This is a genomic window from Pantoea leporis, assembly GCF_028048155.1.
In the GTDB taxonomy this organism is placed as follows: Bacteria; Pseudomonadota; Gammaproteobacteria; order Enterobacterales; family Enterobacteriaceae; genus Pantoea; species Pantoea leporis.
Genome location: NZ_JALMEU010000001.1, coordinates 868,965 through 883,332, shown reverse-complemented (window position 1 = coordinate 883,332; position 14,368 = coordinate 868,965). Strand labels below are relative to the sequence as shown.

Below are 14,368 nucleotides of genomic sequence, written 5' to 3'. Positions count from 1 at the left end.
ACTCCTTGGGGGTGTTACTCAATGTTGACACATTCTTCCTGTGCGTAAGAAAGAGAGTATATCATAGGGTTTTCAGATGAATTTTAATGAAGCGAAGCGGTAAAAGTCAGACCGCTTTTTAATTGCGCATTGCGCTATTTATCAGCAACCAGAATTAGCGTTTAGCTGTTATTTACCAGGCGATCGGAATGCGACAATAAAATCGAGCTATAAATTATAACTTAATGATATTAATGACAATTTAACTTATCTCATTTTGCATGTTATTGCCCTGTGCAGTAAAAGCTGCATCAAAGAAATGTTATTGATTTACATCAGTTCATTTGAGATTTATCTGTGACTGTAGATGTTTTTTCCACCTGAAAACCGGTAAGATGACCGTTCTGAAATATATTTCCCTTTCTTAACCTGCGGAGTACGTCCCGTTGATCAGCCTGCTTCTTGTTGATGACCATGAACTGTTACGCGCCGGTATTCGCCGCATTCTGGAAGATATGAAAGGACTCGTTATTGCGGGTGAAGCGGCGTGCGGTGAAGACGCCGTGAAATGGTGCCGCAGCAATCCGGTTGACGTAGTGCTGATGGACATGAACATGCCCGGTATTGGCGGCCTGGAAGCGACACGCAAAATTGTGCGCTTTAACCCGGATATCCGCATCATCATGCTCACCATTCATACCGAAAATCCACTGCCGGCGAAGGTGATGCAGGCGGGCGCAGCGGGTTATCTCAGTAAAGGCGCCGCGCCGCTGGAAGTGGTGAGTGCGATTCGCTCGGTGCATTCAGGGCAACGCTATATCGCTTCGGATATTGCTCAGCAAATGGCACTTAGCCAGATCGAACCGCAAAAAGCCGAATCCCCCTTCAGCTGTTTGTCGGAAAGGGAATTGCAGATTATGCTGATGATCACACGCGGGCAGAAAGTGACGGAAATTTCCGAACAACTCAGTCTCAGCCCGAAAACCGTTAACAGTTACCGCTATCGCATGTTCAGCAAGTTGAATATCAGTGGCGACGTCGAGTTAACGCATTTGGCCATTCGACATGGCCTGTTCAATGCGGAGCCATTAATCAGTAGTGAGTGACGTTTTCGATTCCAAAGCCTTTCTCAGCACCGTGACCAGCCAACCCGGCGTCTACCGTATGTACGATGCGGCCGGTACGGTGATCTATGTTGGTAAAGCCAAAGACCTTAAAAAGCGCCTGACCAGCTACTTCCGTACGCAGGTGGGCAGTCGCAAAACTGAAGTGCTGGTCAGCAACATCCAGAACATCGACGTCACCGTGACGCACACCGAAACGGAAGCGCTGCTGCTGGAGCATAACTACATCAAGCTCTACCAGCCGCGCTATAACGTGCTGCTGCGCGATGACAAATCCTATCCTTACATTTTCCTCAGTGGCGATAGCCATCCGCGTCTGGCGATGCACCGTGGCGCGAAGCACGCCAAAGGCGAATACTTTGGCCCGTTTCCGAACGGCTATGCGGTACGTGAAACCCTCGCGCTGCTGCAAAAGGTATTCCCGATTCGCCAGTGTGAAAACAGCGTGTATCGCAACCGCTCGCGCCCGTGTTTGCAGTATCAAATTGGCCGCTGCCTTGGACCCTGCGTTTCCGGCTTGGTTAGCGAAGAGGAGTATGCGCAGCAAACCGATTACGTGCGTTTGTTCCTCGCGGGAAAAGATGATCAGGTGATCAATCAGCTGGTCAAGCGCATGGAAAATGCCAGTGAGGAACTGCGTTTTGAAGAGGCCGGGATTTTACGCGACCAGATTCAAGCGGTAAGGCGCGTAACCGAGCGGCAGTTTGTCTCCAATCAGGGTGAAGACTTGGATGTGATGGGCGTGGCCTTTGATGCTGGCATGGCTTGCTTGCATGTGCTGTTTATCCGTCAGGGCAAAGTGCTCGGCAGCCGCAGCTACTTCCCGAAAGTACCTGCCGATACCGAACTGACCGAAGTGGTGCAAACCTTTGTCGGCCAGTTCTATCTGCAAGGCAGTGAAGCGCGTACTTTGCCAGCGGAAATTCTGCTGGACTTTACGCTACCGGAACGTGAGCTGCTGGCGGAATCGCTGAGCGCGCTGGCGGGACGTAAAGTGAACATTCAAAGTAAGCCGCGTGGTGACCGTGCACGCTACCTGAAACTGGCGCGCACCAATGCGGCAACGGCACTGACTACCAAGCTGTCGCAGCATTCGACCATTCAGCAGCGTCTGGCGGCGCTGGCGACGTTCCTTGAGCTCGACACCATTCATCGCATGGAGTGCTTCGACATCAGCCACACCATGGGCGAGCAGACCATTGCGTCGTGCGTGGTGTTCAACCGTGATGGTCCGCTGCGTTCGGATTACCGTCGCTACAACATTGAGGGCATCACGCCGGGCGATGATTACGCGGCGATGAATCAGGTGCTGCGCCGTCGTTACGGCAAAGCGCTGGAAGAGGACAAAATCCCCGACGTGATCATCATCGACGGCGGTAAAGGTCAGTTAGCGCAGGCGAAACAGGTTTTCGCCGAGCTGAATGTACCCTGGGATAAAGATCGTCCGATTTTACTCGGCGTGGCGAAGGGTAGCGATCGTAAAGCCGGGCTGGAAACGCTGTTCTTTGAAGCGGAAGGTGAGGGCGTTTCCTTACCGCCGGACTCGCCTGCGCTGCATGTGATTCAGCATATTCGTGATGACTCTCACAATCATGCGATTTCAGGTCACCGGAAAAAACGCGCCAAAGTGAAGAACACCAGCGCGTTGGAAAGTATTGAAGGCGTGGGGCCCAAACGGCGCCAGCAGCTGCTCAAGTATATGGGTGGCCTGCAACCGCTGATGAATGCCAGCGTCGACGAGATTGCTAAAGTGCCGGGAATTTCCACCGCGCTGGCGGAAAAAATCTACTACTCACTGAAACACTAACGTTGAAAGAGGGGGGGCAATGTAGCAACATACATGAAACCCTACTCACACCAGACAGTTACTGGCATATGCAATTTAACATTCCGACGTGTCTTACCCTGTTTCGAGTCGTACTTATTCCCTTTTTTGTCCTGGCGTTTTATCTGCCATTTCAATGGGCTCCCTTTGCTACTGCACTGATCTTCGTGATTGCTGCGGTTACTGACTGGTTTGATGGTTTTTTAGCGCGTCGCTGGAAGCAGACCACGCGTTTTGGCGCGTTCCTCGATCCGGTTGCGGATAAAGTGCTGGTGGCGATTGCACTGGTGCTGGTGGCGGAGCATTTCCACGCGTGGTGGATTACGCTGCCTGCGGCAACGATGATCGCGCGTGAAATCATTATCTCTGCGCTGCGTGAGTGGATGGCGGAGATCGGCAAACGCAGCAGCGTGGCGGTGTCGTGGATCGGCAAGGTGAAAACCACCGCGCAGATGTTCTCGCTGTTTGCCTTGCTGTGGCGTCCAGAAGCCACGGTGGTTGGCGTGGGTGTGGTCGCACTGTACATCGCAGCCGTGCTGACGTTCTGGTCAATGTTCCAGTATTTAAGCGCAGCGCGCGGCGATTTGCTCGATAGCTGATCGATGCGATTTAAAAAGCAGCAAACGGACGCAGTGTGTGGATAATTCTGTTGACTCACTGCGTCAGATAAGTAGAATGCATCGCATCGAACGGCAGCAAGCCTGCAAGAAGCTGAACAAAATCAGCAAGTTCGATGAAGAAATACAGAATCGAGTATTTCAATTTGTAGCAAGGCAGCAACTGAACGAATCACAGAGAGCTTACTTCAGTAAGTGACCTGTGTGAGTTAAGGAAGCTAACGCAGCAACAAATTGAAAGACGAAGATTATGCGGGAATAGCTCAGTTGGTAGAGCACGACCTTGCCAAGGTCGGGGTCGCGAGTTCGAGTCTCGTTTCCCGCTCCAAATTTAGTGGTTCGTATTCAACGAATTACATATCAGATTAAAGGCGCGTTGGCAGAGTGGCCATGCAACGGATTGCAAATCCGTCTACCTCGGTTCGACTCCGGGACGCGCCTCCAATTTACACCCTGCCCGGGTGGTGAAATCGGTAGACACAAGGGATTTAAAATCCCTCGGCTTATGGCTGTGCGGGTTCAAGTCCCGCCCCGGGCACCATATTTGCAGTCGATAAAACGAATAAAATAAAGCAATAAGCAGCAATGTCGTAACCGCCTAAGGGCGGTTTTTTCGTTTTTGTCGTTACTTCATCGCCAATAAAAAACCCGGCTAAGCCGGGCAAGTCATTACGATTGCGGTTGTCCCACCGGACCTGCACCTTCGCTGGCACCCGGCACCGGTTGGTTACTTGGCGCATGTGGGCGCCCATCGTTGCCGACCGCATCACTCTTGTGCATACAACCCGCCAGCGATACCAAGGTTAACGTCACCAATGCTGCTTTTGCTAAAACGTTCATCTGCTGCTCCTTATAATTAAGCGATTGAGTAACCAATCCCAAAGAGATCAAAGGATTGACCATGAGCTAAGCAAAGTCAGTGACAGCAAATTACGCAAGCGAAGCGCGGCAGTAACCATAAAAAACGCCGGATTTCCGGCGTTTTTCGTCTCAATCCTAATATTTCTATCCCAGATTGCCACTCAGCCGCTCGCGGAAATCGCTGCTGCGGTTATCCAGCCCGATAAAGGTGACGTTCGCTCCATGGCGCTGATAGCGATATTCGATAGCATCAAGGGCCGCCACGCTGGAAGCGTCCCAAATTTGCGCATGCGTCAAATCGATGGTGACAGTTTTTGGATCGTGGCCGTAATTGAAGTGTTCAAACAAATCATTGCTGCTACCAAAGAACAGCGGGCCGCGCACGGTGTAATTGACCTGTTGGCCATCCTCGCTCAGCTGGCGTTCAGCGTGAATGACGTGAGCGATGCGGCGTGCGAACAGCATCATCGCCAGAATCACACCAACCAGCACGCCAATCGCCAGGTTGCCGGTCCACACGGTGACAGCAACCGTCAGCACCATCACAAAGGTTTCCGACCACGGCATGCGTTTCAGCGTTGCCGGTTGCAGACTGTGCCAGTTCACGGTTTTCACCGCTACCACCATCATAATGCCCGCCAGTACTACCATCGGGATCTGCGCCATAATCTGGCTCAGTCCGGTCACTAATAACAGCAGCACGATACCCGCCGCGACCGTAGAAACACGCGTACGTGCTTTGCCCAGCTCGACGTTAACGATGGTTTGGCCAATCATCGCGCAACCGGCGATGCCGCCATAGAAGCCCGCAAGAATATTGCCGACGCCCAGCGCCCAGGATTCGCGGCGTTTAGCGGAAGGCGTATCGGTGATGTCATCCACCAGTTTGGCGGTCAGCAACGATTCCATCAAACCCACAAAGGCGATGCTCAAGGCGGTGGGCCAGATGATTTGCAGCGTGTGCAGATTGATTGGGACCAGCAGCGTAGTGAAGCCTGGCAGACCGGCGGTCATTGGCCCTTCGTCGCCCACGTTCGGTACGCGATAGCCAAGCAGCAACGCCACCGCCGTCACCACCACAATCGCCACCAGCGGTGAAGGGACGCTTTTCAGCACTTTCGGTAGCAGCAGCACGATGGCCAGCGTAACGGCGAATAGCACCCACACCAACGCGGATTGTCCCCAAACGTGCGGGACCTGCGCAAAGAAGATCAGGATGCCGAGGGCGTTAACGAAGCCGATCATCACCGAACGTGGGATATAGCGCATCATGCGCGACAACCCAGCGAGCCCAAAGATAATCTGGATAATGCCGCCCATAATCACCGCCGGCAGGATGTATTCAACGCCGTGCGCATGCACCATTGGGCCGATCACCAGCGCCACCGAACCGGCCGCTGCGGTGACCATCGCCGGACGACCGCCCAGAATCGACAGCGTCAGGCACAGCACCACCGAGGCCACAAGGCTGACTTTAGGATCGACACCGGCAATCACGGAGAAGGAGATAACTTCCGGGATCAGCGCCAGCGCGGTAATAATGCCGGCCAGACACTCGCGGGTTAACAGGGCTGGCGAACGTAAAACGCGCCCCACGGTGATATCGCTCTCCACCGCAGTGGTGCGCTCAGTTGGTTGACTCATAAATTGTGCAGGCTCTTTTATTATTGTGCGCATACCGTCGCGGTACGGCAGTAACCAGTTAGGATTTTCCGAGAAGGGATGTTACCGGGCAATAAGGTGAGACGCTAGCGCGTTGGGTCAGGTGAGGGTGATTCCATCCCTGGAATCCGGCTTTAGACCGCGAGATCGTCAGGTGTTTTATTCACAACCAATTCAAGCAGATGGCGATAAATATCCAGCTGAATCACATCGCTTTCCATCTCAAGACGGTTAATCAGCGAAGCAATAATCGCTTTATTAGAAACCGGCATACCGGCTTGCAGGATTTCGGCGATGATCTGCCCGAAAACTTCCATTTCACTGCTGTCGCTGTTACCGGCCAGTTTGAAATAGTCAGCGATGGCAGCGCTACTGTTTGCGGCGTTTTGCATATGTGAAGCCCTTAAGATCGGCCTGATGGCAATGTGCCTTCAGCTCCATGATGAAAAAATTTGCACGCGGACAGGCGCGCAACACCCAACTCATCAACCAACGCAAAAAGACACCTCTGAAGGTGGAAATCCACAACACCTTCAGAGGCGACGCAAAGTGCATCATTCGTTACGGAGCCATCTCCTGGCTCACGGGACGTAAACTTATACAATCCGGCGCAACTTGTACAACCTGGATTTTAAGCAATTTGTGCTAGTCCTTATTTAACAGTTGCTTATGATTTGTAATGTTTTCTAAAAGCTATACAAGAATAAGCCCAAACCGCCAAATTTTCGGTGAGTTGTACAACTGATAAAGAAAGCTGGAGATTTTTTGTGCTGCCAACTACGTTTGCAGGTGTAAGCAAAATTTTCATTGGCGAGCGGCTTACCTTATAATAACGCTCCCGTTTAGTTAGATACCTAACCATTAGGCCACTACGTTTTGAGCGACTATCCCCAACCCTTTTCTCGTTTGCTGCATCTCACCGCGCACGCGTGGCGTTTGGCTGTTGATCGTCGCCTCAAAGAGAGCGGATTGAGCATGAGCAGCTGGATGGCGATTGCCAGCGTTGCCACCGCCGCCGAGCCGCCAACACAAAAAGCGCTGGCGCAGTTGCTTGGTCTGGAAGAGGCCAGCGTCGTGCCGCTGGTGGATCGTCTGGTGAAGCAGCAGCTATTGGCGCGCGTGCAGCCGCCGGAAGATCGCCGCAAACGCCTGCTGATTCTGACGGAGCAGGGCAGCGTGGCTTTTGCCGAAGTGAAAACGCAGGCCGATGCGCTACGTGCACAGTTGCTAGCGGATATCGATCCTGCATCGCTGGCGATAACGGAACAGGTGCTGCAACAGCTGCTCGCGCGTCTGGGAAGCACTTAAAGGTGGCAAAACGTAATCCTTATGCTCCGCGCGAATGGCTGCCGCATGAGAAGCCGATGCTGCCGGGCTCGCCCTCAACGCCGCTGCATTCGCCTTCGAAGCGCATCGCATTTGGCATCATTGGCTTATTGATCTCGATTACCGGCGCGCTGAGTAACGCGCTGGTCTCTGCCAACCTCACCAATCTGCAAGGCACCTTCGGCGCTTACAGCAATGAGATCGCCTGGTTGCCCGCGGTATATGTGATGGGCAACATCTCCATCAACCTGCTGCTGGTGAAGTTCCGCCAGCAGTTTGGTCTGCGGCTGTTCACCGAAGCGTTTCTGGTGCTATATGTGATCGTGGCATTTTTCCACCTGCTGGCTAACGATCTCAGCTCGGCGATCATTGTCCGCACCGCGCACGGCATGGTCGGCGCGGCGCTCAGTTCGCTCGGCATCTATTACCAGATTCAGGCCTGGCCGGCGAAGCATCGGCTTAAAGCCCTGGTGATTGGCATCACCGCATCGCAGCTGGCGATTCCGCTGGCACGATTGTTCTCCACCGAACTGCTGCAGCTGCAAGAGTGGCGCGGTTTATACCTGTTTGAACTCGGTCTGGCGATGATCTCGCTGGGCTGCGTGCTGGTGGTGAAACTGCCGCCCGGCGACCGCATCAAAGCCTTTGAAAAGATGGATTTCCTCACCTTCATGTTGATGGCGCCGGGCATGGCGCTGCTGTGCGCGGTGCTGTCGCTGGGCCGCATCGAATGGTGGTTCAGCACGCCGTGGCTCGGTGTGGCATTAGCGCTGGCGCTGGTGTTGATCGTGGCGGCGATTGTCGTCGAGCACAACCGTAAGAATCCGTTGCTGAATACCCGCTGGCTCAGCAACGGCACGATTGTGCGGCTGGGCATTGTGATGATCATGATGCGTATTCTGCTGGCCGAGCAAAACACCGGCGCGGTGGGTTTCCTGCAGCAGCTTGGCTTACTCAACGATCAGATGCGCGGTCTGGCGTTAGCGATCATTGCCGGGGTGATTTGCGGCATGATCGCCAGCGCACTAACCATCAAACCCACGCATCTGAGCTGGCCAATTGTCGTGTCGTTAGTGGTGATGATCGTCGCCTCGCTGATGGATGCGCAATCCAACCCGCTGACGCGCGCCCACAATCTCTACTTTAGCCAGTTTCTGCTCGGTTTCGGCAGCGCCTTCTTCCTCGGGCCCGCTATGCTGCTGGGGATTGGCGGCGTGGTGACGCAGCCGAAAAACCTGGTCAGCTTCTCGGTGCTGTTCGGTATGAGCCAGAACTTAGGCGGCCTGATTGGCGCGGCCATTCTCGGCACGTTCCAGACGTGGCGCGAAAAATACCACTCCAGCCTGCTGGGCGATCAGCTGTCGCAGCTGGATCCCAACGTGACCGAACGCCTTAGCCATTACAGCTCGCTGTTCAGCAGCCAGTTGCCGGATAGCGTGCTGCTCAGCGCGCAAAGCAGCAGCCAGCTGCAAACGGTGGCGACGCTGCAAGCCAACGTGCTGGCCTATAACGATACTTATCTTCTTACCGCCGCGCTGGCTTTCATCACCTTAATCTGGGTGCTGTATCGCCTGACGCGCTTACGCTATATCAACTGGCGTCAGACTAAAATGAATGCGGCACAACCAGTAACCCCGACGGAGAATTCATGAGCCAACAGGACGACATTCAGGCGGCGGAGCGCGAGCGCACCAACCGCCGACGCATTCTTTCTATCGCCGCTGGCAGCGGCATTGTCATCGTCGGCGTGCTGGTGATCCTCTATGCCTGGCAGCTGTGGCCGTTCACCAGCACCGTTCAGTCCACGGAAAACGCCTACGTGCGTGGCCAGGTAACCTTTATCAGCCCGCAGGTGAATGGCTATCTGACCGAAGTGAACGTGGTGGATTTGCAGCCAGTGACCAAAGGCCAACTGCTGATGACCATCGACGATCGTATCTATCGTCAGCGCGTGCACCAGGCGCAGGCGCAGCTGGATATGAAAATCGCCGCGCAGAACAACAACCAGCAGCAACGTAAAAGTGCCGAAGCCAATATTCTCAGCAATAAAGCGGCGCTGGAAAATGCCAAAGCGCAGGCGCTGAAAAGCAGCCTCGATCTCAAGCGCGTTGAGAATCTGGCGGCTGATGGCTCGCTGTCGGTACGTGAGCGCGACGCCGCGCGCGCAGCGAATGCCCAGGCGCTGGCACAGTTGCGTCAGGCGGATGCGCAGGTGGCCGTTTCACAACAGAATCTGCAAACTGTGGTGGTGAATCGCGCGTCACTGCAAGGCGATGTTGCCAGTGCGCAGGCGGCGCTGGAGTTGGCAAATATCGACCTGGCGAATACGCGCATCATCGCGCCAGACAGCGGCCAGCTCGGTCAGCTGTCGGTGCGCAAAGGCAGCTATGTGACCGCTGGCACGCGTTTGACCTCGGTGGTGCCAGAAAACAAATGGATCATCGCGAATTTCAAGGAAACTCAACTGGCGCGCGTGCGTCCCGGTTTACCGGTGAATATCCGCGTCGATGCGCTGGACGGTAAGCACTACGATGGCCGCGTTGAGTTTATCTCGCCTGCCGCCGGTTCCGAATTCAGCGCTATCTCGCCGGATAACGCCACCGGCAACTTTGTAAAAATTGCCCAGCGCATTCCGGTGCGCATCAAAATTTTGAATGACGATCTGCAAGCACTGCGTCCGGGCATGTCAGTGGAAGTAAGCATTGATACCGCCGCAGAGCCGCACAAGGATACGCCATGAGGCGCTTATTGCTAGCCACCTGTGTGGCATTGATGGTGAGCGGCTGTGCAACGCAAGTGGAAAAAGCGCCCTCATCGTTGCCGATTCCTGATAGTTGGCGTCAGCAGGTGGGCCCGCATGCGCTGCCGGAGGCGCAATGGTGGCAGAACTTCGGCGATGCCAATCTCAATCGCCTCGTCACGCAGGCGTTGCAGCACAACAGCGATGTCCTCACCGCGCGTTCGCGCGTGGATCAATACCGTGCCGAGTTGCGTGCCGCGCAGGGCGATAATTTCCCAACGCTTTCGGCGGGCGTGGCGGCTACGCATCAGCGTGCGCTGTCGGCGGCCACCGGTCAGCCGTATGAAAACGCGGTGTTTCAGGGATTGCTGCAGGCCAACTACGAGGTGGATTTATGGGGCAGCCGCAGCAACAGCATTCGCGCTGCGGAAGCTTCGCTGGATGCGCAGCGTGCTGCCGCTTCTGCCGCTGAGCTCACCGTCGCCAGTTCGGTGGCATCGGGCTACCTCAGCTTGTGCGCGCTGGATGAACAGCTGCGCGTAACCCAGGCAACGCTGGCGACGCGCAAAAACTCGCTCAACCTGGCGCAGCGCCAGTTTGAAACCGGCTACACCTCGCGCCTTGAATGGATGCAGGCCGCCTCGGAATATCAAACCGCCAAAGCGCAGATCCCGCAGTTGCAGCATCAGATCGAGCAGCAGGAGAACGCGCTTAGCGTGCTGGTGGGCATGAACCCGCGCCAAATCGCGCGCAGCAGCCAGTTCGACCACATCAAGCCGCAAACCCTGCCATCGCTGCTGCCGTCGCAGCTGCTGAATCGCCGTCCCGATATTGTGCAGGCGCAGCGCCAGCTGCTGGCCGCCGACGCGTCACTGGCTTCAACCCAGGCCAAACTGTTGCCGTCGCTCAATCTCACCGCCAGCGGCACCTTGCAAAGCAGCGAACTGCATCAGTTGCTGGATAATCCGTTCCGTCTGTGGAGCATTGGCGGCAGCATTCTGGCTCCGCTGTTAAATCGCGAAGCGCTAACTGCTCAGGTGGATGTGGCGATGGCGACGCGTAATCAGGCGCTGTACGGTTATGAAAAAGTGGTGCGTAACGCCTTCTCCGACGTGGATAACGCGCTGGATGCCATTCGCCGTAGCGAGGAGCAGCTGGCGGAGTTGCAGAAACAGGAGAGTTATGTGGCGGAAGCGTATCGCATTGCCCACAACCGTTACCAAAATGGTTACGCCTCTTATCTGGATGAGCTGGACGCCCAGCGCACGCTGTTCAGCACTCAGCTGAATATCGTGTCAGTAAAAAATACGCTGCTGTTAGCGCAAATCGATCTATATCGTTCGCTCGGCGGCGGCTGGCAGGGTTAAACATCATGTCGCAAGGCCATTTTTCGGTAGAAATTCCGCCGTAAAACGGCCTGCGTCTGGTTTTAAATCGGCAGTAAACGATTCTAAAGTCATTCATGCTTCTTTTTACTTGTCTTTACAAATAATGTTATTATCCGCCCGCTTTACACAGTCTGAACGGAACAGTGTTGGTAAGTTTACCAGCGCGGTCGCTCACTTAAGCGGCATGCAAAGACAGGGGAAGAAAAGGAAATGATGAATAAAAAAATCGGTTTTGCGTTGTTAGTTACTGCGGTCCTGTTAACCGGCTGTGCGCCGCGTACCGCGCCGATCCAGAATGTTAGCCAGACCGTGGGTCAGAGCTACTCGGATGAGCAAATGAAGCAAGCTATCGTCCAGGCGGGCGCCGCTAACCATTGGGTGATGACGCCAGCGGGTCCAGGCGTGATGAATGGTCACCTGGCCGAGCGCGGACATACCGCGGATATTCGCGTGAACTACACCGCGAACAGTTATCAAATCCAGTATGTCAGCAGCCAGAATCTGAAAGCAGGCAGCGGTCAGATTCACCGCAACTATAACCGCTGGATTCAGAACCTGAGCCAGGGCATCCAGACGCGACTGGCGGTTGAAGCCGCTAAATAAGCGCGAAGCGTGATTGCTGACATAATGTTGTAAAGTTAGCCGTAACGCTGCCGAAATAGAAACAGGCGGGCCACGTGCCCGCCTTGTTAATCGGCGACATCCGCATGGGATGACGGGTATAGAGAGCAAGGAAGGGATGCCGCGCAGCGAAAACCGGACCATCCCTGAGGCTGAAGAAAGAATACAGGTATGAAACTCGCTTACTCCCTTGTTGACTGGCACGCCATCGCGCCGGGCAACAGCACCGCAGAAGAGTGGCAACGTTGGGCGCAACAGGCACCGGCGTTAGATGCCACGCAACCTATCGCGAAACCCCAATTTTTGCCGATGATGACCGCGCGTCGTCTCAGCGCCGGCAGCCGTGCTGCGGTTGAATGCGGGCTGGCGTTATTGGCGCGGCATAGCGTGGACGCCATCGTCTTCACCAGTCGCCACGGCGAACTGGAGCGTAATCTGCGCATTCTCACCGCGCTGGCGGAACAGCAAGCGCTGTCGCCCACCGATTTCGCCATGTCGGTTCACAACTCAGCGGTGGGCAGTTTGACCATCGCCGCGCGTCAGCCGTTGGTTTCATCCTCGGTTTCGGCCGGTATTGATAGCTTCCAGCAAGGATTGATAGAAGTGGCGGCGCTGCATCAGGCGGGTTACGCGCAGGTGCTGCTGGTGGATTTTGACGGCGTGGTGCCGGATTACTACCGTCCATGGCTACCGGAAATCGATCGCTTTAATGCGCCGTACGCGGTAGCGCTGCTGCTACGCGCAGGCGAGGCGTGGCGTTGCGAAGCGCAGGCCGGCAAACCCGCTGAGCTGCACAACCCTCTGCCGCAAAGTCTGCAATTTCTGGCGGCGATGCTGCACAACACGCCACGTTTTAGCGTGGCCGGCGAGCGCCATCAGTGGCACTGGGAGCGTCTGCATGGTGGATAATTCGCTGACCGAGGCGCGTCCGGGTTTCAACTATTACTGGCGGCTGGTGATGACCGCCGTCAGCTTTACACTGTTCAGCGTGGGCGGCCTGCTACTGTCGCTGATTTGGTTCAATCTGCTGTTACTGGTGCAGCGTGATGGCCTGCGCCGTCGCCATATCGCCCGCAGCAGCATCGCCTGGAGCTTCCGCTGCTTCCTGCGTTTCTGCCGCTTTGTCAGGGTTTACGATTACCAAATCATCGGCGCAGAACAGCTGCGTCAGGATCGCGGCTGCCTGATCGTCGCCAACCATCCGTCACTGATCGATTACGTGATGATCGCGTCGGTGCTGCCGGAGATGGATTGCCTGGTGAAAGCCGAGCTGCAGCACAACATTTTCTTCCGTGGCGTGATTCGCGCCGCCGATTACCTGATTAACAGCGAAGCCGATACGCTGCTGCCAGACAGCCAGCAGCGACTGGCGCGCGGCGATACCATTCTGATTTTCCCGGAAGGCACGCGCACACGTTATGGCGAGCCGCTGAAGCTGCAGCGCGGTGCCGCCAACATTGCGGTGCGCGCGGGCTGCGATTTGCGTGTGGTGCACATCAGCTGCACCGAGCGCATGCTCGATAAGCAAAGCCGCTGGTATCAGATTCCGCTGGTTAAACCGATTTTTACTGTACGCGTACAATCGCGTATTGCCAGCCACGCCTTTAGTGAGGCCGAAGAGGATTCGCAGCCGCTGGCCGCACGTCGTCTGACGCGTCATCTGCAACAGGCGCTGGTGCCTGAAGAGACCAACTAAGTTATGCAAGTACTGATTAACGACATCAAACAGATGATTATCGACACGCTGAATCTGGAAGATATCAGCCCTGACGACATCGAAACCGACGCACCGCTGTTTGGCGAGGGGCTGGGCCTCGATTCAATCGATGCGCTGGAGCTGGGACTGGCGGTGAAAAATCGCTTCGGCGTACAGCTCTCCGCCGAGAGTGAAACGCTGCGCGCGCACTTTTTTTCCGTGGCTACACTGGCCGCGTTTGTTGAACAACAGCAAGCCTGAGAGCAGTCAACATGATGAACAAAAACGAAATTTACCAGGAAGTGGCTTCGCTGCTCACCTCGCTGTTTGAAATTGAGCCGGATGATATTCGTCCGGACGCCCGCCTGTATGAAGACCTCGAGCTGGATAGCATCGATGCGGTCGATATGGTGGTGCATCTGCAAAAGCGTACTGGCCGTAAGATCAAACCGGAAACCTTCCGCGCGGTGCGTACCGTGCAGGATGTGGTGGATGCCGTCGATCAACTGATGCGCGACGAAGCCTAATC

General features: G+C 55.3%; 15 protein-coding genes and 3 tRNA genes. 15 read left to right on the top strand and 3 right to left on the bottom strand.

What is annotated here, in order from left to right; translation table 11 throughout:
* Positions 1 to 425: 425 nt before the first annotated feature.
* The 6 genes from uvrY (at position 426) to MWH02_RS04165 (ending at position 4,086) form a co-directional block, all read left to right on the top strand.
* Entirely contained in the window at positions 426 to 1,085 is a 660-nt protein-coding gene (uvrY, locus tag MWH02_RS04190; protein WP_271459954.1) for a UvrY/SirA/GacA family response regulator transcription factor, read from the top strand.
* Positions 1,078 to 2,910, top strand: a complete 1,833-nt coding sequence (uvrC, locus tag MWH02_RS04185; RefSeq protein WP_110865886.1) for an excinuclease ABC subunit UvrC — start codon at positions 1,078 to 1,080, stop codon at positions 2,908 to 2,910. Before uvrY ends, uvrC begins: the two co-directional genes overlap by 8 nt.
* Positions 2,911 to 2,978: 68 nt before the next feature.
* Complete coding sequence (gene pgsA, locus MWH02_RS04180; protein ID WP_008102316.1) at positions 2,979 to 3,527, top strand: CDP-diacylglycerol--glycerol-3-phosphate 3-phosphatidyltransferase; 549 nt, start codon at positions 2,979 to 2,981, stop codon at positions 3,525 to 3,527.
* A gap of 270 nt (positions 3,528 to 3,797) precedes the next feature.
* A tRNA-Gly gene (locus tag MWH02_RS04175) sits at positions 3,798 to 3,873 on the top strand.
* A 42-nt stretch (positions 3,874 to 3,915) separates the two neighbouring features.
* A tRNA-Cys gene (locus MWH02_RS04170) sits at positions 3,916 to 3,989 on the top strand.
* An 11-nt stretch (positions 3,990 to 4,000) separates the two neighbouring features.
* A tRNA-Leu gene (locus MWH02_RS04165) sits at positions 4,001 to 4,086 on the top strand.
* 128 nt (positions 4,087 to 4,214) lie between these two features.
* Here the strand turns inward: MWH02_RS04165 and MWH02_RS04160 are convergent.
* From MWH02_RS04160 to MWH02_RS04150, 3 genes are all read right to left on the bottom strand, one after another.
* Positions 4,215 to 4,385 (bottom strand): hypothetical protein, encoded by a 171-nt coding sequence (locus MWH02_RS04160; RefSeq protein WP_167391169.1) that lies wholly within the window; start codon positions 4,383 to 4,385, stop codon positions 4,215 to 4,217.
* Positions 4,386 to 4,550: 165 nt separating this feature from the next.
* The gene (locus MWH02_RS04155; RefSeq protein WP_271459953.1) at positions 4,551 to 6,050 is read right to left on the bottom strand and encodes a SulP family inorganic anion transporter; all 1,500 of its coding nucleotides are present in this window, start codon (positions 6,048 to 6,050) and stop codon (positions 4,551 to 4,553) included.
* Positions 6,051 to 6,202: 152 nt separating this feature from the next.
* Positions 6,203 to 6,460 carry a biofilm/acid-resistance regulator YmgB/AriR gene (locus tag MWH02_RS04150; RefSeq protein ID WP_008102310.1) on the bottom strand — a complete coding sequence of 86 codons (258 nt, stop codon included), beginning with the start codon at positions 6,458 to 6,460 and terminating at the stop codon, positions 6,203 to 6,205.
* A 484-nt stretch (positions 6,461 to 6,944) separates the two neighbouring features.
* Between MWH02_RS04150 and MWH02_RS04145 the strand changes: the two genes are divergently transcribed.
* From MWH02_RS04145 to MWH02_RS04105, 9 genes are all read left to right on the top strand, one after another.
* Positions 6,945 to 7,376 (top strand): MarR family winged helix-turn-helix transcriptional regulator, encoded by a 432-nt coding sequence (locus tag MWH02_RS04145; protein ID WP_271459952.1) that lies wholly within the window; start codon positions 6,945 to 6,947, stop codon positions 7,374 to 7,376.
* 2 nt (positions 7,377 to 7,378) lie between these two features.
* A complete protein-coding gene (locus tag MWH02_RS04140; RefSeq protein WP_271459951.1) occupies positions 7,379 to 9,046 on the top strand; it encodes an MFS transporter in 1,668 nt (555 codons plus the stop codon).
* Positions 9,043 to 10,134: an HlyD family secretion protein gene (locus MWH02_RS04135; RefSeq protein WP_271459950.1), complete on the top strand. Its 1,092-nt coding sequence runs from the start codon at positions 9,043 to 9,045 to the stop codon at positions 10,132 to 10,134. The genes MWH02_RS04140 and MWH02_RS04135 overlap by 4 nt, the downstream gene beginning before the upstream one ends.
* The gene (locus MWH02_RS04130) at positions 10,131 to 11,501 is read left to right on the top strand and encodes an efflux transporter outer membrane subunit (RefSeq protein ID WP_271459949.1); all 1,371 of its coding nucleotides are present in this window, start codon (positions 10,131 to 10,133) and stop codon (positions 11,499 to 11,501) included. The genes MWH02_RS04135 and MWH02_RS04130 overlap by 4 nt, the downstream gene beginning before the upstream one ends.
* A gap of 234 nt (positions 11,502 to 11,735) precedes the next feature.
* Positions 11,736 to 12,125 carry a hypothetical protein gene (locus MWH02_RS04125; RefSeq protein ID WP_167391170.1) on the top strand — a complete coding sequence of 130 codons (390 nt, stop codon included), beginning with the start codon at positions 11,736 to 11,738 and terminating at the stop codon, positions 12,123 to 12,125.
* Between the two features lie 189 nt (positions 12,126 to 12,314).
* Complete coding sequence (locus tag MWH02_RS04120; RefSeq protein WP_137385538.1) at positions 12,315 to 13,052, top strand: beta-ketoacyl synthase chain length factor; 738 nt, start codon at positions 12,315 to 12,317, stop codon at positions 13,050 to 13,052.
* Positions 13,042 to 13,839 carry a lysophospholipid acyltransferase family protein gene (locus tag MWH02_RS04115; protein WP_271459948.1) on the top strand — a complete coding sequence of 266 codons (798 nt, stop codon included), beginning with the start codon at positions 13,042 to 13,044 and terminating at the stop codon, positions 13,837 to 13,839. Before MWH02_RS04120 ends, MWH02_RS04115 begins: the two co-directional genes overlap by 11 nt.
* Positions 13,840 to 13,842: 3 nt before the next feature.
* A complete protein-coding gene (locus MWH02_RS04110) occupies positions 13,843 to 14,100 on the top strand; it encodes a phosphopantetheine-binding protein (RefSeq protein ID WP_007887282.1) in 258 nt (85 codons plus the stop codon).
* A gap of 11 nt (positions 14,101 to 14,111) precedes the next feature.
* Positions 14,112 to 14,366 carry an acyl carrier protein gene (locus MWH02_RS04105; RefSeq protein ID WP_101760886.1) on the top strand — a complete coding sequence of 85 codons (255 nt, stop codon included), beginning with the start codon at positions 14,112 to 14,114 and terminating at the stop codon, positions 14,364 to 14,366.
* Positions 14,367 to 14,368 lie beyond the last annotated feature (2 nt).